Raw genomic sequence first — 23,714 nt, 5'->3', positions numbered from 1 at the left:
TGTCCGAAGGGCTACGGAAACCCTCTCTGCCGCGGTGATCCCGTGGTATCGAGAATCACCCCGATACCGCCCCCGAATCGGGTCCGGGGTTCGCCTCTAGGGGGCCGTCCCCGTGCGCTGTCTCTCAGTCCCCGCCTTTGTCGTCGGGGCGAGCGCCGTCTTAAGCTCGTTCCCGAGTGACTACCCGAACAGCCTCGTGCCGGCGGGCGCACAGACCGGCGCCGCACCGCGACCACGTGGTCATCGGATCAAAGGAGCCGTGTTCCATGTCAGATCGGAATTCCGTCAGTGCCGAGGCCGCCGGCACCATCGACGTCGGTGGGGACCTGACCGTCAACCGCCTCGGCTTCGGTGCGATGCGCATCACCGGCGACGGCATCTGGGGTGATCCCGCGGACCGCAACGAGGCCAGGGCCGTGCTGCGCAGGGCCGTGGAGCGCGGCGTGAACTTCATCGACACCGCAGACTCCTACGGGCCGTACATCAGCGAGGCGCTGATCGCGGAGGCGCTGCACCCGTACCCGGACGATCTCGTCATCGCGACCAAGGGCGGGCTGGAGCGCACGGGCCCGGGCCAGTGGCCCAGCAACGGGCGGCCGGAACACCTCATCGAGGCGTGTGAGGGCAGCCTGCGGCGGCTGAAGCTGGAGCAGATCCCGCTGTACCAGTTCCACCGGCCCGACCCCCAGGTCCCTCTGGAGGACTCGATCGGCGCCCTGCTCACGCTGAAGGAGCAGGGGAAGATCCGGCACATCGGCGTGTCGAACGTCAATGAGGAGCAACTGCGGCGCATCCAGCGGCTGACCCCGGTGGTGTCCATCCAGAACCGGTACAACGTGGAGGACCGCGCGTCGGAGTCGCTGGTCGACCTGTGCGAGCAGGAGCAGATCGTCTTCCTGCCGTGGGCACCCATCCAGGACCTGAACGGCAACGCCACGATCCAGGAGATCGCCCGGCGCCACGACGCGAACCCCCGGCAGATCGTGCTCGCCTGGCTGCTGGCGCGGTCGCCGTCGATGCTGCCGATCCCCGGCACCGGCTCGGTGGCTCACCTGGACGAAAACCTGGCCGCCGCGGCGATCACGCTGACGCCCGAAGAGGTGGCCGAGGTCACCAAGGCAAACCGCTAGCCCCCGCGCGGTTCGGCCGCCCCCCCCCCGCGCCGGGTCCACGGCAGGCGCCGCGACGACCCGGTTACGCCGCGTCGCCCACGCTCGCCCGCATCCCCCTCGGGGGGTGCGGGCGAGCCGTCTCGGGCATGATGAGCGGGGACGCAGGAGGGAGTGGCCGATGATCGGCACGTTGCGCACGGTGGCACTCGACGCACCCGATGCCGGGCGGCTCGCCGCGTTCTACACCGCTTTCGCGGGGTGGACCCAGCAGGACGCCGACGACGACTGGATCTCGATGGAGACCGGGGACGGGTGGCGCGTCGCGGTCCAGCACAGCCCCGACCACGTACCGCCGAGGTGGCCCGATCCGGCGTACCCGCAGCAGGCGCACCTCGACCTGCGCGTGCCGGACCTCGAAGCCGGCTCGGCGAGGGCGGTCGAGCTGGGCGCCGAGCTGCTGCGCAAGAACGAGAACTGGTACACGCTGGCCGACCCGGCCGGGCACCCGTTCGACCTGTGCCTGTTCCCGGCGAAGCCGGAGACCACGCTGATGGGCGTGATGCTCGACTGCCCGGACGCCAAGGAGCTGAGCACGTTCTACGCGGAACTGCTCGGCAAGCCCGTCACGTACGAGGGCGAGGGTGCGGCGATGATCGGCGAGGACGGGGCGCAGCCGGTACTGTTCCAGCAGATCACCGAGTACCGCGCGCCGCGGTGGCCCGACCCCGCGTATCCGCAGCAGATCCATCTCGACGTCACGGTCGACGACGTCGACGCGGCCGAGGCGGCGGTGCTGAAGCTCGGCGCCACCTCGCTGTCCTCCGGCGGGGTGAACTGGCGGGTCTACGCCGACCCGGTCGGCAAGCCGTTCTGCCTCTGCTGGGACTAGGCTAGGTGCTGCCTCGAAGTCGGGAGCCGCGTACTTGGTGCGACTTCAGGCGAGCTCAGCTCCAGCTGGTTGACGAGATGCGCTTGGGCCGACGACGCTGATCACTGCCTCGACTCTGATCACTCCCCTGCGGTACATCCGTATCGTGGGGGAGTGGTCAGCTACTACACAGGTCGAGGACGACTCCGCGCATCGATCAGGCGCCCGGGGCCGCGATCCCCTAGACCGTGCCGGACAGGTATTCCGTGCGTCGCCGGGGTTCAAACTTTTCGATCGCGTACCGCAGCATGACTCGTGGCATGAGCCGGTAGCGCGAAGTCAGAAACTCCTCCTCGGCCGCTCTGTCGCGGTTGCCCACCTCGCGCAGCATCCAGCCCACCGCCTTGTGAACGAGGTCGTGGGGATCGCGCAGGAGCCGTTCACTGAGCCGGAAGGTCCACTGGAAGTCGCCGGCCTTGATGAAGGCGAGAGTCGCCATGATGGCGATCCGCCGATCCCATACCAGGCTCGACCCGGCCAACCGATCCAGCACGCTCCGGTCCTTGTCCATCAGCCAGGGGCCGACGATGTACGGCGCGGACGAGTCCACCAGGTCCCAATTGTTGATGTGGCCGGTGTTGGCCAGGACGATGCTGAAGATCCTGCCCCGCTCACCCTCGTCTCCCTTGACGAACTTCCGCACCAGGATGAACAGCGATGTCAGCCTTTCCTCGTGCACGCCGCTCGTGAGTAGCGTCGCCGTCTCGTCGAGGGAGAGGGTGCGCCAGTATCGGGCGGCAACCCCGCGCTGTTCCGGTACGGAGACACCGATGGCTCGATCGCCCTCGCCATACCCGCCCGGAATCATCTGCAGAAACCGGCTTATTCCCTCTGCCCGGCGCGGGTCGGCAAGGCTGGCGAGTTCGTCGCTGATGTCCACGGTCGTAGCCACTGTCGATGCGCCTACCGATTGCTTGTCGCTGGACTCTGGTCCGGCGCGTCGACGAGGAGGTTCGCGAGCGCGTCGGCTGATTCGACCGTCAGGCGATACACGCCGTGAAGACTCACCGCGCGCTCGAGACGACCGTCCACGACGTGCCTCAGACCCCGGGTGACGCCACGACGGTTGCGCCCCGCGTAGACGTCATCGCCCGCCGCCACGCTCGCCCAACTCGGCAGGGACGAGTGGACTCCGCTGAACGCGACGGGCGGCCGCATCCCGACCCGGCCCGCCTGACGCAGCGCTCGACAGGTGTCGTGGGTCCACAGGGTGGTGAAGGCGTCCGGCATGTCTGTGACCATAGAAGCCAGGTATGACAGTTCTCGTTCGCCGGCACCCGCGACATACAACCCGCGAGCGATAACTCGTTCGGGACCTACCAGCGGCTCCTGGCCGACGTCCTGGTCTGGCCGTAGGCAGAACGACAGGCAGAAGTTGAGGCGGAAAGCGCGCGAGGCGGCGCGATGTACGTCACAGGCGCGTCGCCGGATCCGGCGCTGACCTGCGCGAACTCGGGCGCCCCGGAGAGCGCGCCCGAGCGCCGGAACGCTTGCGGTATCGCGTGCGAAACACGGAAATGACCACACTCAATACTCCGTGTCCGCAGCGAATTGGAGAACCCCATGCGAAGACGACGCCGTCGACTGGTGTACGGCGCGGTCGGCGCCACGCTGGCGACGCTGCTCGTGGCGGCCAGCCCCGCAACGGCCGGACCCCAGCCGTCCCCGGCTGCCACGCCGACGACGGCAACCTCGGGCGCCACCCAAGCCGGGTCCACGCGGCAGATGACCCTGTTGACCGGCGACCGGGTCTCCGTCACCGGTACCCAGCTGAGTGTCACCCCGCGTGCTGGCGTTCACTTTCTGCGCTTCGAGCAGGACAAGGACCAGTACGTCATCCCGTCCGATGCCGTCCCGCTGCTGAAGGCGGACCGGCTGGACGAGCGGCTGTTCGACGTGAGCGCTCTGCTCGGGTTCGACTTCGACAAGCTCTCCTATCTGCCGCTGGTGGTATCCGACGCGACCGCGGTGCGCGGCCTGACCACCCAACAGGCGCTGGGCGCCGTGGACGGCTTCGCCACCAAGGTGCCGCTCTCGGATCTCGCGAAGACCTGGCAGACCACCAAGACCTCGCTGACCGGTGGCAAGATCTGGCTCGACGGGATCGAGAAGTCCACGCTGGACGTGAGCGTGCCGATGATCGGTGCGCCTGAGGTCTGGGCGGCCGGGTACGACGGCACCGGGGTGAAGGTCGCGGTGCTCGACACCGGCATCGACGACACGCACCCGGACCTCGCCGGCAGGGTGGTCGCGCGGCACAACTTCGTTCCCGACGAGGAGACCGGCCTGGACCTGACCGGGCACGGTACCCACGTGGCATCGACGATCGCGGGCAGCGGCGCCGCGTCGGGCGGCAGGTACAAGGGCGTGGCGCCGGGTACGTCGCTGATGGACGGCAAGGTGTGCTGGAACGTCAACGGCGGCGGCGCCTGCTCGGACTCCGCCATCCTCGAAGGGATGCAGTGGGCGGCCTCCTCCGGAGCAAAGGTGGTCAACATGAGCCTGGGCGGGCCGGACGAACTCGGCCTTGACCCGCTGGAGCAGGCGGTCAACGACCTGTCGGCCGAGTACGGCACGTTGTTCGTGTGCGCTGCCGGCAACTGGGGCGGCTCGACCTTCCAGGTCGCTTCGCCGTCCACGGCCGACGCCGCGCTGTCGGTGGCGAACTTCGACAAGACCGGCGCGCTGAACTGGACCTCGCTGCAGGGCCCACGGATCGGCGACTACGGCGCCAAGCCGGACATCGGCGCGCCCGGCACCGACATCACCGCGGCCCGCTCGCCCAGCGCGGTGGACCTGCCGGAGGGGCAGTACGTCACGATGAGCGGCACTTCCATGGCTACCCCGCACGTGACCGGCTCGGCCGCCCTGCTCGCCGAGGTTCATCCGGACTGGACCGGCGAGCAGCTCAAGGAGGCGCTGATGGCCAGCGCCACACCGAATCCGGATTACAACGTCTTCGCCCAGGGCGCCGGCTTCGAGAACGTGGCCAAGGCGCTGCACCAGCCGGTCACCGTCAGCCCTGCCTCGCTGAGCGTCGGGAACCTCGAGTGGCCGCACACCGAGGCGCCCAGCACGCGGAAGATGACCTATCACAACCTCGGCGACCAACCGGCGACGCTCAACCTGTCGCTGAACAGCAATGTGCCGGACGGCCTGGTGACGCTGGATCCGAAGACGGTGACCATACCGGCCGGCGGTGACGCGAGCGTCGGGGTCGTCGTCGACGAGAAGGCCAGCACCGCGTACGGCTTCTACGGCGGTTGGCTGGTGGCCACCGAAGGCGAGGTCAAGCTGCAGACGCCGTTCAGCGTCTACCTCGAGCCACCGGCGGCCAGTCTGAAGGTTTCCGTCATCGGCAGGGACGGCGGCACGCCCGGCACAGTGATGATCCGGCTCAGCAACCCCGATCCGTCGACGTACGAATACCACGCTTTCTACGACGCGAGCGAGTCACTGCGGGTGCCGCTGAACAGCACGTGGCACATCGCGGCGTACGTGTTGAACGATGACGGCTCGGTCGATCTGCTGACCGACAACAAGGACGTCGTCACCGCGGACCAAGAGGTGGTGCTCGACGCCCGCAAGGCAAAGCCGTTGGATATCACGGTCCCAGACAAGAAGGCGACCGCGTACGACGCTTCGGCCGTGGTCAACCGCGCGGCCGACGGGTATCCGACCTACGACGGTGTCGAGGGCGATCCCGCGACCATCCTCACCGCGGACGAGGGTCCGACCAACCTGCCCGGCGTGGTCACCCAGATCCAGGCGGTGTTCCAGGGCCCGGCGAAGAAGGGCAGCGCGCCAGACGCCTACCAGTTGGGTTGGCGGAAGGAGGGCTCCTTCGTCACCGGCTTCACCAAGCACGTGTCCCGCGACGACCTGGCCACGGTGGACGTCGACTACGCGCGGAACGCCACCGGTGTGGTGGCTACGCGCACCAACTCGATACCCGAACCGAGCCTAGCCGGCGCATACCCGTCGAGCAGCGACCTGCCGCCGGTTGGGACGCCGGCCCACCGCACAGAGTATTACAGCGGCGACGTGCAGTGGCGATCGGAGATCGCCGAGACGAGCGTCGCGGACGACCAGCTGATTCTCGACCTGAAGCAGTTGCAGGATCCGGGGTACCGGGCAGGACGCCGTTACCACGAGCGCTGGGACGGCGCGGTGCTGGGCGCCACCCTCACCCCGGTGGGTCCCGGTGCGACGGCCGTCTTGCGGCAGGGCGATGAAATCTACGCCACCTTCGACGGGTATGCCGACGGGGACGGGCACGTCGGTTGGCCGTACGCGATGACCAACAACGACCTCGCGCTGTACAAGGGCGACACGCTGCTGGGCGAGTTCACCGGAACGTTCGGCCACTTCGGCAACTGGGACGTGGCCGCCGAGCGGACCACGTACCGGCTGACGTACTCGTACGACCTGCCCGGCCCGTACCGGCTGTCCACCCGTACGGAGTCGGTGTGGACCTTCACCACCTCGGCCGACCAGCAGGGCGCGCTGCCGCTCACCTCGATCGGGTTCGACCCCGACCTGGCGCCGGACAACAGCGACCGCGTCGGCGGCATGCTGACGATCCCGCTGACGTTCGCCCAGCAAGCGACCGCCGGCCGGGTGAAGTCGGCGAAGGTGTCGGTCTCGTTCGACGACGGCGCCACCTGGGTGGCGGCGCCAACCGCCGAGAAGGGCGGGAGGTACGTCGCGACGGTGCGGCAGCCGAAGGACAAATCCGGGTTCGTCTCGCTGCGAGCGACCGCCGTGGACAGCAAGGGGAACACGGTCACCACCACCGTCTACCGGGCGTACGAGGTCAAGTAGCGGAGTTCGTGCGAGGGCCGGGCGAGATCCGCCTGGCCCTCGCACGTCAGGACACCTGGCTACCGACTGCCGGACCGATCTCGGCGAGGCGAGCCAGCCCCTGGTCGACCAGGTCCGCCGGGCCGACCTGCCGGGCGAGGCGCACCATCCGGCGCAGCTGGACGCGAGCCTCCTCCAGCCGGCCCAGCCGGGCAAGCGCACAGCCGAGCCCGTACCGGCAGCGGGCCTCGCTCTGCCGCACTCCGGAGCGCTGTACCGCCGGCAATGCCACCCGGAAGCTGGCCACGGCCGGGGCCCAGCGGCGCATCGCCAGCAGGCTCAACCCGACGTTCAGGTGCAGATGGCCCGCCGTGGCGTCACTGAGCACGGGGGACGGTGCGCGGCTCGGGTCGGCCAGCAGCGCCTCCAGTTGGCGGTACTGCTCGATGGCGTCGCGGTGCCGGCCGGCCTGCGCGAGGCTGGCGGCGAGCAGCGACAGCCCCTGCGAGTACCCGTCCCAGTCCGCGGCCGTCTCGAATCGCGACAGCGACTGCCGCGCCGCCTCCTGTGCCTGCGCCGCCGCGCCGCGTCGACGCGCCGCGGACCCGAGGCACAACCATGACCAACCCTGTTCGCTGAGGTCACCCACCTCGCGGGCCAGCCGTAGAGCCTCCTGCGCCGGCGCGTCGGCCAGGTCGTGCCGCAGGGCGCTGGTCGAGTACGCCCAGGACACGTAGTTCAGGTGGACCGCCTGGCCGCGCCGGTCGCCGATCGCCTCTGCCGACGCGGCCGACATCTGGAACACCTCGATCCAGGGCTGCCAGTGCCGCCACCTGTCCGAGAACCAGTGCATGGCGTCGGCGACCGCCATCACCTCGGCATGCCGGCCGGCGGCGAAGGCCGCCCGCAGCGCGCTGAGCCAGTTCGAGCTCTCCTGTTCGAGCCAGCGGCGGGCCTCCTCGGCCGAACCCGGCCCGCGGCCGGGTTCGCCGCCGGCCGGTTCGCTCCCGCCCGGCTCGAACCACCTGCCGGCCGCGACCGCGGTGTCGAGCAGCCAGGTGATCATCCGGTCCTGGGCCTGCCGGCATGCCCGCGGCGTCTCCTCCTCGGCCAGGCGCGCCCGCGCGAACAATCTGATCAGGTCGTGGAACCGGTAGCGGCCGCCGGTGGTCGGTTGGAGCAGCCCAAGGTCGGCCAACTCCTCCAGCGCCGCCTCGGTCTCACGTACGCTCATGCCGGCTACCCGCGCCGCGAGGTCCAGGCCGCCGTCCGGGCCGGGGACCAGGGACAGCCTTCGGAACGTACGCGCGGCGGTCGCCGACAGCTGCTGGTAGGACAGCATGAACGGCGCCGCGATCTGCAGGTCCCCGGCGACCAGCAGGCCGATCCGTTCGTCCTGGTCGGCGAGCCGGCGCAGCAGGTACTCGATGCTCCAATCCGGGCGGCTGAGCAGCCGGTTGCCGGCGATCCGCAGCGCCAGCGGCAGGTGTCCGCAGGCGTCGGCGAGGCCGAACAGGGCTGTCTCCGGCTCGGCGGCGGCGCGTCGGTCCCCGATGATGCGTCGCAGCAACGTGACCGACTCGCCCGGAGGCAGAGCCCGGGCCGTGTGCCGCTCGACCGCCTCCAACCCGGCCAGGTTGCGCCGGCTGGTGACGATCGTCATGGTGGTCCCGGCGCCCGGCAGCAGCGGACGGACCTGCGCCTCGCCAGCGGCGTTGTCGAGCATCAGCAGGCAGCGCCGCTCGCTCAGCAGCGTCCGGTACTGCGCACTGCGGGCCTGCTCGTCGCCCTGTACCTGGCTCTCCTCCACGCCGAGCGCGGTCAACAGGCGCAGCAGCAGGTCGGCCGGGCGCGGCGGGTCGGCGTCCAGGCCCCGCAGGTCGAGGAAGAGAACACCGTCGGGGAAGGACTCGGCGTACCGGCCGGCGGCCTGCAGCATCAGCGACGTCTTGCCCAGGCCGGGCGGCCCGGAGACGACAGCGACGACGCTCGGCTCGCCGCGTGCGACGAGGTCGCCCAACCACCGCAGCTCGCTGTCGCGGCCGGTGAAGTCGGCGACGGTCCGCGGCGGTGCTAGCGCCGGTGCCGGCCGCCGCGCGAGGCGGCCGCCGCGGGCCGCCTCGCGCAGCGCGACCGCCTCGGGATCCGAGAGACCCAGCGCCCGCGTCAGTGCCTCGACGGTGCGCCGCTGCGGCATCCGGCTGCGTCCGCGTTCCATGTCGCCGATGGCTCGGACGCTGACCCGCGAGGCGGCGGACAGCTCCTGGATGGTGAGCCCGGCCTCGCCGCGATGATGCCGCAGCAGCAGACCGAATCGGTTCGGTTCGCTCATCTGGCGCCGCGGCGACGTGCCGGGCCGCACCGGGGAGCACGGCTGTGAGGGATGGGTCGGGCCCTGAACGCGGTCGGCGACAGGCACTTCACCTGCGGCATGCGGCTGATCATGCCACGTGGCCTCAGTCCATGTCACCGGTGCGACCCGGCGCGACCGCGTGGACGGCTCGATCCGTTTTGGCGTCCGCCTCATCGACTGGCTCGCCGATCTCAGGAGGCAGCAGCGGACCCATTCATTCCAAACCGTTCAGCGCCGCCGCAACGACGGCACCCAACGCCCTGAAGTGGTCGTAAGACGCGCCGCACCTCTCGCGGTAGTCGAATTCAGACCGGCCCGAAGAAGCTCTAGCAGAGCAATTGGCCTGAGCCATATCGACGTGAATATATCTCGACTATATCTCTGGAAGTATCTGGCTCCTCTACGGTGAGCGCGCCCGTCCCTTCCTTGGCGGGCGTCTGCTCATCGATGTGGAGGTCGCGATGCTCCGGCTGCCCCGCAGGACTCGTTGGCGCGCGTGGCGCACTGGCACTGCTGTGGCTACGACGTTGGTGATGGTGGCGGCGGGCCTGTCGTGGTCCGGCACCGCGGCCGCAGCGCCCGCCAAGCGGCCCTCGGGCGGGGCGGCGGTGGCACCGCCGGGCGACGGTGGGTGGAAGCCGGCGAAGCCGCCGAAGTCGACCACGGCGCCGTACAAGGCGCGGGCGGGAACTGGCGGCCCTCCGGTGCTGAAGCCGGATCCGAAGGCGAAGCGGGTCAAGGAGTTGACCGATCACCGGACGGTGAACTCGTCGTATTTCCAGATGTCAGACGGGAGCGTGCAGCAGGAGGTCTCCGCGGCTCCGGTGAACTACCGAGATGCCAAGGGCGCCTGGCATTCGATCGACTCGACGGTGAAGCCGTTGTCGCATAACGGGTTCACCGCGGGTGCACAGGGCAACTCGCTCCAGACGTACTTCTCTGAGGATGCGGCTTCGCTCCTGCGTATCGAGCAGGGTCCGGTGTCCGTGCAGCTGGGTGCGGATGGTGCGAGCACAACGGCGCGAAAGACGAGCGGTGCGTCGGTGTCGTACCTGCACGCGTATCCGGGAGCGGACCTGACTTACCAGGTGGGTCCGGAGGGCGTGAAGGAGGGTCTGGTCCTGTCGAAGGCGCCCGCGGCCGGCCAGAGCTACTCGTTCACGGTGCGGGTCGGTGGTGGGTTGGTGGCGCGGCAGCTGCCGGACGGTGCGGTCGAGTTGGCCGCGAGCGAGTCGGGGACGGCGGCGTTCACGATTCCGGCGCCGTACATGTCGGATGCGAAGGACGACGCGAACTCGCCGTACGGCAAGGTGTACAGCAGGAAGGTCTCGCAAAAGATGACCTTCGATGCCGCCTCTGGAATCGTGCACCTGACGGTGACGCCGGACGCCAAATGGCTGGCCGATTCGAAGCGGGTCTACCCGGTCACGGTGGACCCGACAATTCTAGTTTCGCCGACGCCGTCGACCGCGGCGAACACGATGATTCAGGCGGAGGATCCGAGCGGGAACAACAGCACCTCGTGGCGATTGTCGGTGGGTACCACGACGAACGGCGCGGTGCGTACGCTGATCAAGTTTCCGTTGCCGTCGATCCCGGCTGGTACCACGATCGCTTCGGCGGATCTGGCACTGTACTACGACCAGACGTTCACCACTGACGCGAACAACGTGCCGATGCAGGCGTTGCAGGCCAACGCACCGTGGACTCCGGCGACGGCGACGTGGACCAACGCGAGTTCGATCGGTGGGCCGGTGGCTGGTACCGCCACGATGACGGCCCGGGCGGCCGGGGTGTGGGTGCACTTCCCGGTGGCCTCGGCGGTGCAGAACTGGGTCAACGGTACGACGAACAACGGCTTCGTGTTGAAGGCCACGAACGAGGCGACCCTGGGGCAAGGGGGTCCGCGGTTCGAGGGTTCGATCTACGCCTACGGCGGCGAGGTGGTGAACTACCCGCGTTTGGTGATCACGTATGGGGTGCCCGGGGTGGCCGTGAACCCACCGTCGGTGATTCATGCGACGGGTGCCGAGCTGTCGTGGCCGGCCTACACGAACACCACCGGCAACGCGGACAACGATCTGGCCGAGTACCAGGTGCACCGCAGCGTGTTCGAGTCGTTCACGCCGGCCCAGAACACCCTGCTGGCGCCGGTGGCGTCCACGTCCAAGTCCTTTGTGGACTCCACGGCGGTGCCGACGGCGGCCGACAACAGCGACCCGTACGGCAACGCCTACTACTACATGGTCGCGGTCAAGACCAAGGGCGGCAAGCTGATCCCAGGGCCCACGCAGTTGGTGCGGTTGCCGAAAGCCGGGCGCACCACGCTGCTGGTACCGGTGGTCGCGGCGACAACGCTGGCATCCGGGCAGCCGACCACGGTGCTGAACACGCTGAGCAACTCGGGAACGGCGGAGCCGTGGTTGGAGGTGGGCGACAACTCCAGCACGTACGGTGTCGCCCGGTCGGTGTTCGACTTCGGGGCGCTGAGCCAAGTTCCCGCGGGCTCAAAGGTTCTGGACGCGTACCTGAAGGCGTGGCAGGAGACCACCACGACCGGCACCACCGGCGCGGTGTACGAGTTGCACGGGCTGACCCGCTCGTTCACCGGTACCCAGGCGACGTGGAACAGTGCGGCGACCGGCACGGCGTGGACCACGGCGGGCGGTGACTTCAGCACCACGGTGGGCGGGACGGTCTCCGGGCTGACCAACGATCCGAGCCGGCAGAACTTCGACGCCACCTCGATCGTGCAGGGCTGGGTCACCACGCCGTCCGGCAATCACGGGCTGCTGGTCAAGCTGAAGGCGGAGGCGTCGACCTCACCGCAGGAGCGCACCATCTTCGCCGGGCCGAAGACGGCCGAGCCCAGCCTGGCGCCGCAGCTGGTCGTCACCTATCTGGATACCTCCACCGCCGCGACCTACTACGCGCCGTCGACGCCGACGGACATGGTGGTTGGCCAGACGTACAACACGCCGGTGACCATCAACAACACCACCAGCGCGACGTGGCCGGCGGCCAGCGAGGTGCTGACGTACCACTGGTTGCAGCCCGACGGCACCGACGTCACCGGTAGCGCGAACCAGTTGCGGACCAAGTTGCCGGCGGATCTGGCGGCGGGTGCGACCGTCACGCTGAATGCGCAGGTGACACCGCCGGCCCCGACGGGCGGCAACGAGTCCGAGGGTTACTCGATCGCCTGGGACATGCTCGACACCAGCACCGGCACGTACCTGTCCGGCGGTACCGCGGCGTCCGCGTCGAAGAACGCGGGCGCCGTACCGGCCGCCGGTACGTCTGGCGCGGGGTCGCTGAAGCAGCAGGTGAGTGTCGACCCCAGTGGCAACAACCAGTTGGGATTAGAACACTTCTACCAGTACTCGACGACACCGACCGGCGCGGGCACGAACCTGTACACCAACATCTCCTCGGGCAACACGGTTTGGAACTACGACATCCTGTCCAATCCGTCGGTCGGCTTCACCACGCTGCTGCGGCTGAGCTACAACTCACTGTCCACATTCGACACCGGCAACGGGTTCGGCTGGTCGATCGAGGCATCCACGCCTACCCGGCTGGGTCAGGCGTTGCAGATCACCCCGCCCGGCAACCCGAACGAGGTCGTCGCGGTCGACGGTACGGGTAACGCGCACAAGTGGACGCTGAACACCACAACGAACCAGTGGGATTCCCCACCCGGGGTGCACCTGCACCTGCAGAAACTGAACCCGGACTGCAAACCGCAGACCGAGGACGCGCGGGCCTGGTCGATGACCCGGCCCGACCGCACCGTGTACTACTTCGACTGCGCCGGCTTCCCGACCTCGACGGTGGACAACAACGGCAACGAGGCCGACTTCACCTACTCCCACCGGCAGTCGCAGAACAAGCCGACGGAGTTCCTCACCTACATCACTGACCCGATGTTCCGGCAGACGCTGACTCTGACCTACTACAACAAGGGCGACTCGTACTCCTACGTGGACCCCGCCACCGGCCTCCTGGTGGCCGCCACGAACCTGACCGCCCCGGGCATTGTCGACAGCATCAAGTCGATCACCGACGTCAGCGGCCGCACCATCAACTTCTACTACACCCTCAACGGCCTCCTGGGCCGGCTGGTGGACGGTGCCAACGACAGCAGTCTGGCCAAGACGTTCAACTTCACCTACGACGCCACGCAGGGCATGAAGAACGTCAAACTGGCCACGGTGAAGGACCCGCTCGGTCACACCAGCAACCTGTCCTACTACCCGACATCGTCGACGTGGAAGTGGATGACCCAGTCGGTGACCGACCGGCTCAACCAGATCACGAAGTTCGACTACCTCGCCCAGGAGCCGACCACTGGCGCGTCGCAGCAGACCGTTGTGACCAACGGGAACGGCCACCCCTGGACATACCAGATCGACTCCGCCGGGCGGATGGTGCAGGTCACCGACCCGAACACCCACACCACCAAGCTCGCATGGGACACCGACAACAACGTCAAGACGCTCACCGAGGCCAACGGCGCGGTCACGACCTATACGTATGACCCCAAGACCGGGTACCCGCTGACCGAGATCGACCCGCAAGAGGCGCCACTGAGCACCACCTACACGTACCAGTACTCCCCGGACGGGTACATCGCAGACCTCACCGACGTGACATCGCCAGCGGGGCGGCGTACGCACTACGAGTACTACAAGGACGCCGCCGGCAACAGCACCGGCAACGTGTACACCGTGCGGGAACCCAAGGGCACCGCGACGGGTTCCGGATACACCACGACCTATGACTACGACTCGGCCGGCCGCGTAGTGACGGTAACGGACGCGAACGGGCATCCGACGACCTATGGCTACCTCCGGGCGGACATCCCCGAGTCGGTGTACGACCCAACCGGTCTGCCCACCACGGTCTTCGATCCGCTGGGCCACGTCACCACGACCGTGTACGGGCCCCGTGGCGAGCCGACGACGGTGTTCGACCCGAACGGCGCGAAGGCGACCCAGAACTATGACGTGTTCGGCCGCCCGACTGACGCCACGATTCCCAAGGATCACACGGCAAACCCACCGGTCGTCATCAACTATCCGAAGCCGGTGTACGACCGCAACGACAACATCGTCAGCTCCACCGACCCCGCCGGAGCGGTGACCACCGCCGTCTACGACGCCAACGATCAGCTCAGTTCCACGACCCTGCCGCCGAACGACTCCGCTGCGGCCCGCGTGATCAGCTACACCTACGACAGCGTCGGCAACCAGCAGACCGTCACCGAGCCGATCGGCAACGTGCTCAAGGACGGCTCGTACAAGACCACGCTGGGATACGACGACGCCAACCAGCTCACCAGCGTCACCGACGCGATGAACCACGTCACCGTCATCGGCTACGACAACGTTGGTAACAAGCAGACCGTGCAGGAGCCCAAGGGCACCAAGGCAAAGGACTCCTCCTACGCCACCACGTACGGCTACGACAAGGACCACCGGCAGACAACCACCAAGGACGCGCTGGGCAACACCAGCGTGGTGGGCTACGACCCGGACGGGCTGGTCGTGTCCAGCAGCGACCAGAACGGTGTCAGGACCACGTATTCGCTGGACCAGAACGGCCGGGTCTACCAGGTCCATGTCCCGCACAGCGGCGACAAGAGCGTCGAGTGCGAACCCACCAACGCGAACATCACCTGCAACACCACCGGCTACACCTACGACCCGGTCGGCAACCTCACCGCCGTGTCCTCGCCCCGGTCCTTCGCCGACGGCGTCACGCCCGGCTCCTTCACGACCGAGGCCACCTACAACGCGGCCAACCAGCGCGTCACGGAGTACGGCGCCTACGACGCCAGCCTGGACGCCAACAACCGGTACGGCAAGAACTTCCGGCCGCAGACCGACTACACCTACGACGCGGACGGCCGGGTCAGGTCGGTTACCCAGTGGGTCCGGGAGCCCGACAAGCAGCCGACCTCGATCACGTCCACCACCGACTACTTCGACACCGGTTGGATCAGACACACCACCGACCCGTTCAACATCACCACCGACTACGACTACAACAACCGGGGCCAACAAACCTTCCGCAAGCTGATTCCCGCCGAGCTCAGCACCGCCGACGCCGACGTCGCCCGGCAGATGAACTGGGGCTACTACACGGACGGGTCGCTGGCCTCCTCGACCGATACCGGCCTGCCCAACAGCTGGCAGGACCAGATCCTCACCGCGGACTCGGCCACCGCCTGGGCCCGCGGCGTAGGGTGCACGCCGGGCGCCCCCGGCACGGGCTACAACGGCTCGACCTTCTCCGACTGCGGCACTTCGTTCAGCTGGAACATCTCGGTGCCGGACGGCGCCGACGGCGACTACTCCGTCTACGTGTGGATACCCAAGGACGCCCACATGGCAAGCGGCGACCCGGCGATCTACGGGAACCCGTCCATCTACTATGTCGACGACCCCAACCACAGCAACAACCACGTCGACGTCACCCAGTCCGACCATGCCGGGTCATGGGTGCAGTTGAGCAACCCAGCCAACAGCACCGGCAAGTGGACCTTCAAGCCTGGCATGCACACGATCGAGATGACCGCCGGTATCGCCGACGCGGTGCGGGTGGTGCGCAACGACACCACCGGTACCGGCGGCACCACGCCTCAGCCGCCGGTCAGCTTCACCTTCCACTACGACGCGAACGGCAACCAGCACGAACTGGACGACCTTTCGCCCACCGATCCGGCTACCGCCGCCGGCACACCCACCGCCCAGTTCAACCAGTACCTGACCGAATTCGATCCACTCGACCGTCCGTACCAGTTGCAGGAGATGAAGGGCGCCACCGTCGCCCACAAGCTGATCTACGGGTATGACGACAACGGCAACCTCAAATCGCTCAACAACGACGCCGCCACCAACATCTACGACTACGACGGCCGTGACGCGCTCATCCACGTGTCGAACCAGCAGTCCGCCGGCGGTCCGGTGGTCAATACCGGGTACAGCTACTTCCCGAACGGCCAACGGGAAACGCAGACCAAGGGCAATAACGACGCGGTCTCGTATTCGTACAATCTCGACGGGACTCTGTCCAGGATGCTCGAGACGACCGGGTACCCGCAGCTCAACCAGGTCGACGTCCACAACCTGACCTACGACGCGAACAACAACATCTCGCAGGACATCTTCGCGGTCGGTAACGCTGACCAGCCCGCCGCTTCCCTCGGCCGCACCCAGAACTACCTGTACAGCCCGAACAACCAGCTCACGAGGGTCAACAAGGAATCGGACACGAAGGCCAAGGAGAGCTACGACTACGACAGCCTGGGCGAGATCACCAAGCAGACTCTGGGTGACCAACCCGAGGACCAGACCGTGGACAACACCTACGATCGTGGTCGGTTGGTCTCCTCGACACCGGAGCAGACCGACTTCCCGACCGTCGGCTACCAGTACGACGCCGCGGGCCGCATGACGATCGTCGGCAACAGGCTGCTGACACCCAACGACCCGACCAGCACGTTCACGGCCGAGGCGTCCCAGCAGTACCGTTACGACGGTTTCGACAACATCGTCTACCAGGCCAGCTCGGCGAAGCTCGGCACGGCTGACCAGTTCACCACCTCCACCGCCTCCGCCTACGACTCGCTGAACCGGGCGATCACCTCGTCGTCCTTCGTCAACGCGACGCCGCCGCCGGACCCCAACGCGCCGCCGCCGGACCCCAACGCGCCGCCGCCCGATCCCAACGCCGGCAAGATTGGCGACCAGACGTTCGACTACCTGGCCACCAGCAAGACGGTCAACACCGAACAGGCCATCTTTGCCGCGGGCGGCACCGATACCAAGACCTACGACTACGACCCGTCGGGTGAGCGGCTGGCGATGGAGCACAGCGTCTTCATCGAACCGCCGGGCAGCAACGAAACCCTCTATTACACCTACGACCCGCACCAGGATGTGGAGGCGCTGACCGGGGCGGACGGCTTCCCGGTGACCACCTACGGGTACACCGCCTACGGGCTGGACGACCGGGTCGCGTACAAGGGCGACACGCCACCCACCATGGACAGCGGTCGCGACAAGCCGATCCAGGGTCCCGACGGTACCGATATCCCCGACCTCTACCCGCTCAACACCTACCGGTTCAACTCCGCCCGTCAGGCTGCCAGCACCGGCAACCTCGACATGGGGTTCCGCACCTACAACCCCGGCATCGGCCAGTTCCTCAACCGGGACTCCTACGACGGCGCCGGCGCCGACGCGGGTCTTGCCGGCGGCCGGTACGGCTTTGGTGGCGGTAACCCGCTGAGCAACATCGAACTGGACGGCCACATCTCGAAGGCGACCGGCGACGCCATCGCGATGGGCGTCATCGGCGCCGTCGGCTGTGCCTTCGTCGCCGCCGCCACCGTCGGTGTGGGCGGCCTGGCCTGCGCCGTGGCCTTCGGGGCGCTGACCGGTGTCACGTACCAGAGCGACCTCTGCGCGGCGGGTCAGGGCAGTTGCTCCGGCGCGGCGCTCGGGAAGGCAGCGCTGATCGGCGCCGTGGGCGGCCTTGCCGGCGGCCTGCTCGGCGGGGCGACCGCGGCTGTCCTGCCCGAGGCGATGGCCGGCTGGGCTACCGGCGCGATCGCCGGTACAGTCGGCGGCGCCGCCGGAGGTGCCGCCGCCTACGGCACAGGCTGCGCCCTCGGCAGCGAGTGCTCAGTGGGTGGCCTGGGCAAGGCGGCCGCCGAAGGCGCGGCGTTCGGCGCCGTGTTCGGCACCGCCTTCGGCGCCGCCGAGGACATCACCGGCGGCGCGGGAGGCTGCAGCTTCAGCGCCGACACCCGGGTACAGCTCGCCGATGGCAGCACCAAGAACATCAGCGACCTGAAGCCCGGTGACAAGGTCAAGTCCACCGACACCACCACCGGCAAGACCAAGGACAGCACCACCTCCGCGGTCTGGGTCAACCACGACACCGACCTCTACGACCTGACCGTCCACACCGGCACGGGCGACCAGGTCATCCACACCACTGCCAACCATCGGTTCTACGACCACACCACACACTCGTGGGTAGAGGCGGCCAAGCTGCACAAGGGCGACCAGCTCACCACGGACGACGGCACGACCGTCACCGTGAAGGGTGGCGCCACCCCCGCCAACAGCACCGGTGACATGTGGGACATCACCGTCCCCGGCGACCACGACTTCTATGTCGTGGCCGGCACCACCGCGGTCCTCGTCCACAACGCGTGCTACGCCAAGCGGACCGAGTCCCGTAACCTGGTCGCGGCCGCCGTGGAGCGGCAGCTGCAGCGCGGATGGGCTGATATTGCCCAAGGTCACCTCAAGCCGGGGGAGCTCGAGGCTTACTACAACGACGTCGACAACGGAAAGTGGGGCGGCGCGCGTCGATGGCTCGGAACCGCCATTCACCGGGCGGTGGAGGAGGACCTGACGGCGACGCACGGCGCTCGCTTCGAATACACCGCCAACAAGGATCCCGATTTCCTTGACACGCAAAACGATGTACGTGTAGAATTGACGACCCGTGCGGACTTCCTTGACCATTGGTTCTTCCGAACTCCGCTCTATATGAAAGCCATGTACGTTTTCTACGCTCGACCTGGCCAGCTGCCCGGACGTCCGTGAATCACGTGTAGCAGGAGCTTGCCTATGCGATCTCAGGAGTCGACGCCGCCGGTCGAGGAAAGGCTCGTACTGAACGAGGTCGACCTGACGCGCGCAGACTTCTCGGGCAGGCGTATCCAGCGGTTCGGCGTCACCGCCAGCCGGTTTACCGAGTGCGACTTCAGTGGAGTGCGAATCTTCAAGGGAGGCAGCTTCGGGGCTGGCGGTGACTACACCGAATATCTGGGTTGTGTGTTCGACCAGGCCGAACTCACCCGCGTGAACGCCGGCCGGGCCAGGTTTGTGAACTGCTCTTTCCGGGACGTGCGGATCAGGGACATGTTCAGTCATGACGGGGAGTTCGTCGACTGTCTGTTCACCGGACGAATCGAAGGGGCCGTCTTCAACGGGCGGCCCCCATCGTACGAGGGCATGGCGCCGAATCCGAAGAAGTTACTGGAGTTCAGAGGCAACGACTTCAGCGGGGCCGTGCTCGAGGACGTGGGCTTCCGTAACGGTGTCGCGTTGAGTCAGCAGTCGTTGCCGACCGGTCCGGACTATGTTCTGCTGTTGGATGCCGGGCCGGTGCTGCGCCGGGCGTGGGACCTTGCCGAGGCGTTGCCGGCGGCGGATCCGCACCGGGGCAGCATCCGATCCGCTCTCCGGTTGGGGCTGGACGAACTGGCGAACGGGCAGCAGGACTTCTTCCGTACCCTGATGAACCGAAAGGATGTCGCGGGCGGCCGGGCGCTGCTGGCGTTGCTGGCCGATGCCTCGGCCGAAATCGCCGCGGACTGAGGACCTTCGCGGTCGCGGTGCGTCAGACGGCGCGGCGGCGGACCACCCAGACGGTCACCGCGATCAGGAGCACGGACAGCGTGAGCAGCCAGCCGCCCTCGATCCATTGGAACGGCCAGAACCGGCTGCCGGGTTGGTAGCTCGAGTTGGTCTCTCGGGGGAGCTCGAGTGTGGCGCTCGTACTCCAAAATGACGACGAGTCGCCGCGGCGGACATTGACCGGAGCCTCCAGAGACCGAGCGGTCGACCTGTTCATGAAACTCGTACAGGAGCGGTTGGACGAACTGTTAGCAGAACCCTGGGATCGCTGAGGAAGCGGCGGCCGTACGAGCGTCAGAGCTCGCACGGCCGCCGTCGTCGTTGGCGCGGCTTCGGCGGCTCAGTCAGACGAAGTTCTGGTCGACAACCGTGCGAGCCCAGTCCTGTGCGGACAGCTGCTCGTGACGCTGGCGGGCAAGCTCGGTGTTCCGGTCCCACATCGCGCGCAGCTTCTCTGGTAGTCCGTCCCGAAAGTTCATCTGCTCGGCAACGATCTTCTGCCAGTTTCCGGTGCTGCCGTAGACGCGCTGTAGGTTCGGGGTGATCTCGGTTAGTTACGCCGCCTGGGCCGCGGGAAGCTCGCCAACCGCCCATAGGACGAAGCAGTCCAGCAGCCGTACGAATGGGCGCCCGACGTACCGGTCGTCGTCGCCCGACATCATTGACCTGCGGGTGTCGTCGTGTGCCTCATGGCGCCCTTCTCGTCGGTGTCGGGAACGTCAGTGGAAACCTGATCTCCCGGCAGCCCAAGGCTAGACGATTCCTCCCAGGGGTGGACCCCTGCACTCAGCGGTCTGTAACCAGGTGGTCGCCCGGTGCAGGGCGGCGGCGGCCATCAGCGCGGCCTCTCTTCTTCGTGCGGACAGGCCCTGAACGGGCACGCTTCGACTATGCCCTCGCCATTGATGGCTCAGGAACCGAGCGATTCTTCCCCTGGGAGCGCCGGTCCTAGGGTGTGTCGACGAACGGCCCCATCACTCGGCCGCGCCAGCGCGGCGCCGAGTGAACGGGTCATCCGGCCTGGGCGACGGCGTCCATGCTCGCGGCTTCGGACTGTTGATGCCCACCGGATCGCCGCCCCCCAGGCCATCTGACAGAGGCCGGAGGCGAGGGCCGAGCGCCGCGATGAGGGGGATCGAGGCACGGGTCGCGGCTGAGTATCGCGCGATGAAGGTTGACCAGATCCGGCCCGGGATCGACGCCGAGGTCTCGGCGCAGCCCAGTTCGTGCCTGAGCATACGAACGCAGGGCGCCCGGCAGATCGCCGCTGCGGTACTGCGCGAGCATGAGCGTGCCCCAGGCGTGTTCGCGGAACGGATGACGCACCAGATGCTGCCGCAGGTCCGGGACAAGCTCGCCGGACGCACCGCTGGCCAGCTTTGCGTCGCAGTAGCCCTCGAACACGCTCAAGCGCCTGTCGAGCAGGCCCGCGACTATCGCGCTGAGCGCGGCGGTGCGAGGGACGCCGGGGGCCGGTTCGCCGCGCCACAGCGCGAGCGCCTCTCGGTATGCCGCTGCCGCCGTGACAGCCTCGTCGGCGGCGTATGCGTCCGCGCCCCGGTCGGCGAGCGCGAGAAAGCGCGTGACGTCGAGTTCGTCGGTGGCTAGACACAGCTCGTATGCGGCCGGGTGGGTTACCACTCGCTCGCCGAGCAGTGCGCGCAGCGCGTGGGCGTGGTTGCGGAGGTTCTTGGTCGCCGACGATGGTGCTTCGTCGGACCAGAGCGCCTCAATCAGCGTGTCGAGCGAGACGGGACGGTTCGCAGTCAACGCAAGGCTCGCCAGCATCGTTCGGCGTTTCGACGATCCGATCGGCGTGACGATGTCGTCGCGACGGACTTCGACCGGTCCCAGCAACCGGACGAGTATGGACATGGACGGCAGCCTCCCCCGTGAAGATGACTGACCGCGTCGTCACACTAACGGTATGTGTCTTGCGACGCAAGGTTGTGATCGTCGATGGGATCTGGGCGGCGCAGCGCCGGCAAAAAGCGCGGTGCCCCGTGTAACGCATCGATGGAGCCCGACGCTCTTAGAGCGGGAAACGTGGTTCCGGTCGTGAACCTGACCGCACTCGCGGCCGTTACTACGTCGATCCCGGCACATCGTCCTGCCACCCGCCAGCTCGCGGTCGGCAGTGGACGCGGGAGAGAGAGCAGTGGTTGCGAGAGAGACAGGTGCTTTTGGCTGCCCATGATGAGAGCCGTAACGTCAGCGCGAGCGGGTAAAAGCGATGATTGCGCTGGCGCAGATGGCAGACCAGACACGCGCGCGAAGACTGGTGGCATGGCGTTGCGCAACGGAACCTGGTCCGAACCGCTTACGGCCCTGGCACGGTGGGGACGAGTCCACCATCGATGCGGAAGTCGCCGCCGGTCACGTTTGCGGTGCGGTCGCTGGCGAGCAGGGCGAGAGGGTGCGAGGCGGATGCTCGCCGCCCCGCTGACGGGTGTACCTTCCCGACCCGCGTTGGCGCGCGGGCCTTACTCGATTCCAGGCATGGGCTTTTGTCGGGAGGGTACGCCCCCCAAACGCTCACCCACAGGTTTCGAGCATTGCTCGCACCGTGCGCAGGTGGGGTCAGCATCGCTGTTGGCGCCCTGATCGCGGGTCCAGCAACGCCCCTCTTGACAGCCTGAGGTCGTGGTTCGCGCCGCGGAACCGGGGGCAGGAGGGGTGCTTCGTGGCTCACGGAGCAGTGGCAGACTTGCGCGCGATCGTCGAAGCACATCCAATGGTTTGATCGGAGAAGCGTGACTACGACAAGTGAGCCGACGGCCGCAGTGGACAGCATCCCCTTTGACCGGCAGGACCAACTGGAGCAGATCCAGAATGGCCTGGTGGCGGGCGAGCGGCTGCTCGCTGTGTACGACGCGCACGGCATCGGTACCGGGTTCCTCGGCCTGACCGACCGGCGGGTGATCATTCAGGACAAGTCCTTCGTGGGGGAGAAGCTGGCCGTCACGAGTGTGCCGTACTCGCGGATCCACAGCGTCAGCGTCCTGAGTAACAAGTCCTTCGCCGGCTCGTTCTTCTCCAGCGGCACGATCGGGATCAACGTTGGCACCCTGACCTACGAGGTCGAGTTCCGGGGTGACGAGAAGGCCCAGCACGTACACAACGAGATTCTGAATCGCATCGTGGGCGAGTGACCCGTCCGGGCGGCTGCGAAACCGGAGAATGCCGCTCCGCGCGGCCGCCTGATGCGATAGTGGGTCCGGCGGCGCGGTACGCGTTGTCGGCGTAGCAGGCGATTTCGAACTTGGTCAGAGCGGCGGGGATGCCGTGGCTCAGGGCAGCCTTCAGGTCATGGACGGCGCCGGGTAGTGCGGATGAGGCCCACAGCAGCCGGCTGCGGATATCGGCCAGGACCTGCACGTTGACGCCATGTCGCTTGTGCTTGCCGGAGTAGTAGGGGCGCTCTTCGGCGACCCTGTCGATGGGGATCAGGGTGCCGTCAAGGACGACCCACAGCAGCCGGGAGGCCTGGTAGACGGCCTGGTCCAAGGTGGGTGCGGCGGCAGCGAGCGGGTCGAGGGCTTCGCGGATGTAGCGGTAGATGGTGGCGACGCCGACGCCGAACGCGCTGGCCAGCCGGGTGTAGGTGTCACCGTTGCGCAGATGGGCCAGCACCAACAACGACTGCCGGCCGGGGTCCAACCGCCGCCACCGGTTACCACGCTGCATGCGCTGGATGCGGATCAGCTCGGATAGGAAGGTCAGGCTGCGAGTGGACAGCGGGATGCTGGCGGGATAGGTCAACAAGCGAGGCTCCCGACAGGCGTTCGATCTTGGTCGACCGATGTCCTACCGGGAGCCTCGTCCTATCTGGACATTGGACACAGCGTTTGTCGCCGACTTGTGACACAGGCCGGTGTCCGCGGCGCTCACGTCGGAATCCACGGCAACGGCTTGGCGGCACGTGAAAGGCCCGCCTGGCCAAGCACTGCAAGATCATCGTCGGTCGCAGCAGCTTCGCCTCCGGCGCTATCAGATGCCGACCATATGCGCGGGGCGCGTCTCGCTTTCCTGGTCGGTGACCGGGTGCGAAGCACGGTGAGTACCATTCCGTG

12 protein-coding genes and 1 pseudogene are annotated in these 23,714 nt (G+C 67.6%); 6 read left to right on the top strand and 7 right to left on the bottom strand.

Annotated elements, in window-relative coordinates:
• The first annotated feature begins 266 nt into the window (after positions 1-266).
• Together Raf01_RS18440 and Raf01_RS18435 are read left to right on the top strand one after the other, a co-directional pair.
• Positions 267-1,130, top strand: coding sequence for an aldo/keto reductase (locus Raf01_RS18440; RefSeq protein ID WP_203919139.1), 864 nt, complete (start codon positions 267-269; stop codon positions 1,128-1,130).
• A 160-nt stretch (positions 1,131-1,290) separates the two neighbouring features.
• Positions 1,291-2,001, top strand: coding sequence for a VOC family protein (locus Raf01_RS18435; RefSeq protein ID WP_203919138.1), 711 nt, complete (start codon positions 1,291-1,293; stop codon positions 1,999-2,001).
• A gap of 220 nt (positions 2,002-2,221) precedes the next feature.
• On the opposite strand, the gene Raf01_RS18430 is transcribed toward Raf01_RS18435, so the two are convergent.
• Both Raf01_RS18430 and Raf01_RS18425 read right to left on the bottom strand, forming a co-directional pair.
• Positions 2,222-2,932, bottom strand: coding sequence for a DNA alkylation repair protein (locus Raf01_RS18430; protein ID WP_203919137.1), 711 nt, complete (start codon positions 2,930-2,932; stop codon positions 2,222-2,224).
• An 11-nt stretch (positions 2,933-2,943) separates the two neighbouring features.
• Positions 2,944-3,270 carry a hypothetical protein gene (locus Raf01_RS18425; RefSeq protein WP_239133717.1) on the bottom strand — a complete coding sequence of 109 codons (327 nt, stop codon included), beginning with the start codon at positions 3,268-3,270 and terminating at the stop codon, positions 2,944-2,946.
• A 333-nt stretch (positions 3,271-3,603) separates the two neighbouring features.
• Here Raf01_RS18425 and Raf01_RS18420 point away from each other — a divergent pair, with 333 nt between their 5' ends.
• Positions 3,604-6,864: a S8 family peptidase gene (locus tag Raf01_RS18420; protein WP_203919136.1), complete on the top strand. Its 3,261-nt coding sequence runs from the start codon at positions 3,604-3,606 to the stop codon at positions 6,862-6,864.
• 46 nt (positions 6,865-6,910) lie between these two features.
• Here the strand turns inward: Raf01_RS18420 and Raf01_RS18415 are convergent, their stop codons facing one another.
• Complete coding sequence (locus Raf01_RS18415) at positions 6,911-9,175, bottom strand: ATP-binding protein (protein ID WP_203919135.1); 2,265 nt, start codon at positions 9,173-9,175, stop codon at positions 6,911-6,913.
• A 536-nt stretch (positions 9,176-9,711) separates the two neighbouring features.
• Here Raf01_RS18415 and Raf01_RS18410 point away from each other — a divergent pair.
• Both Raf01_RS18410 and Raf01_RS18405 read left to right on the top strand, forming a co-directional pair.
• On the top strand, positions 9,712-18,825 hold the full coding sequence (locus Raf01_RS18410; protein ID WP_203919134.1) for a DNRLRE domain-containing protein: 9,114 nt from the start codon (positions 9,712-9,714) through the stop codon (positions 18,823-18,825).
• A gap of 24 nt (positions 18,826-18,849) precedes the next feature.
• Positions 18,850-19,602 carry a pentapeptide repeat-containing protein gene (locus Raf01_RS18405; protein ID WP_203919133.1) on the top strand — a complete coding sequence of 251 codons (753 nt, stop codon included), beginning with the start codon at positions 18,850-18,852 and terminating at the stop codon, positions 19,600-19,602.
• A 22-nt stretch (positions 19,603-19,624) separates the two neighbouring features.
• On the opposite strand, the gene Raf01_RS18400 is transcribed toward Raf01_RS18405, so the two are convergent.
• The 3 genes from Raf01_RS18400 to Raf01_RS18395 form a co-directional block, all read right to left on the bottom strand.
• Entirely contained in the window at positions 19,625-19,858 is a 234-nt protein-coding gene (locus Raf01_RS18400; protein ID WP_203919132.1) for a hypothetical protein, read from the bottom strand.
• Positions 19,859-19,985: 127 nt separating this feature from the next.
• Complete coding sequence (locus Raf01_RS50575) at positions 19,986-20,120, bottom strand: hypothetical protein (RefSeq protein ID WP_275412999.1); 135 nt, start codon at positions 20,118-20,120, stop codon at positions 19,986-19,988.
• A 532-nt stretch (positions 20,121-20,652) separates the two neighbouring features.
• Positions 20,653-21,516, bottom strand: a complete 864-nt coding sequence (locus tag Raf01_RS18395; protein WP_203919131.1) for an AfsR/SARP family transcriptional regulator — start codon at positions 21,514-21,516, stop codon at positions 20,653-20,655.
• Between the two features lie 878 nt (positions 21,517-22,394).
• Here Raf01_RS18395 and Raf01_RS18390 point away from each other — a divergent pair.
• On the top strand, positions 22,395-22,793 hold the full coding sequence (locus Raf01_RS18390; RefSeq protein ID WP_373319537.1) for a PH domain-containing protein: 399 nt from the start codon (positions 22,395-22,397) through the stop codon (positions 22,791-22,793).
• Positions 22,794-22,848: 55 nt separating this feature from the next.
• Here the strand turns inward: Raf01_RS18390 and Raf01_RS18385 are convergent.
• Positions 22,849-23,406 (bottom strand): annotated as a pseudogene (locus tag Raf01_RS18385) (transposase family protein); the annotation flags it as partial.
• Positions 23,407-23,714 lie beyond the last annotated feature (308 nt).

It is taken from the genome of Rugosimonospora africana, assembly GCF_016862975.1.
GTDB classification, from domain to species: Bacteria; Actinomycetota; Actinomycetes; order Mycobacteriales; family Micromonosporaceae; genus Rugosimonospora; species Rugosimonospora africana.
The sequence above is the reverse complement of the archived record's forward strand: the minus strand, read 5'-3'. Positions and strand labels throughout refer to the sequence as shown.

What these genes read in the sequence shown, in the direction of transcription:
- Raf01_RS18440 (WP_203919139.1), top strand. Translation starts at nt 267, where the DNA reads ATGTCAGATCGGAATTCCGTCAGTGCCGAGGCCGCCGGCACCATCGAC.
- Raf01_RS18435 (WP_203919138.1), top strand. Translation starts at nt 1,291, where the DNA reads ATGATCGGCACGTTGCGCACGGTGGCACTCGACGCACCCGATGCCGGG.
- Raf01_RS18425 (WP_239133717.1), bottom strand. Translation starts at nt 3,270, where the DNA reads ATGCCGGACGCCTTCACCACCCTGTGGACCCACGACACCTGTCGAGCG.
- Raf01_RS18420 (WP_203919136.1), top strand. Translation starts at nt 3,604, where the DNA reads ATGCGAAGACGACGCCGTCGACTGGTGTACGGCGCGGTCGGCGCCACG.
- Raf01_RS18415 (WP_203919135.1), bottom strand. Translation starts at nt 9,175, where the DNA reads ATGAGCGAACCGAACCGATTCGGTCTGCTGCTGCGGCATCATCGCGGC.
- Raf01_RS18405 (WP_203919133.1), top strand. Translation starts at nt 18,850, where the DNA reads ATGCGATCTCAGGAGTCGACGCCGCCGGTCGAGGAAAGGCTCGTACTG.
- Raf01_RS18400 (WP_203919132.1), bottom strand. Translation starts at nt 19,858, where the DNA reads ATGAACAGGTCGACCGCTCGGTCTCTGGAGGCTCCGGTCAATGTCCGC.
- Raf01_RS50575 (WP_275412999.1), bottom strand. Translation starts at nt 20,120, where the DNA reads ATGAACTTTCGGGACGGACTACCAGAGAAGCTGCGCGCGATGTGGGAC.
- Raf01_RS18395 (WP_203919131.1), bottom strand. Translation starts at nt 21,516, where the DNA reads ATGTCCATACTCGTCCGGTTGCTGGGACCGGTCGAAGTCCGTCGCGAC.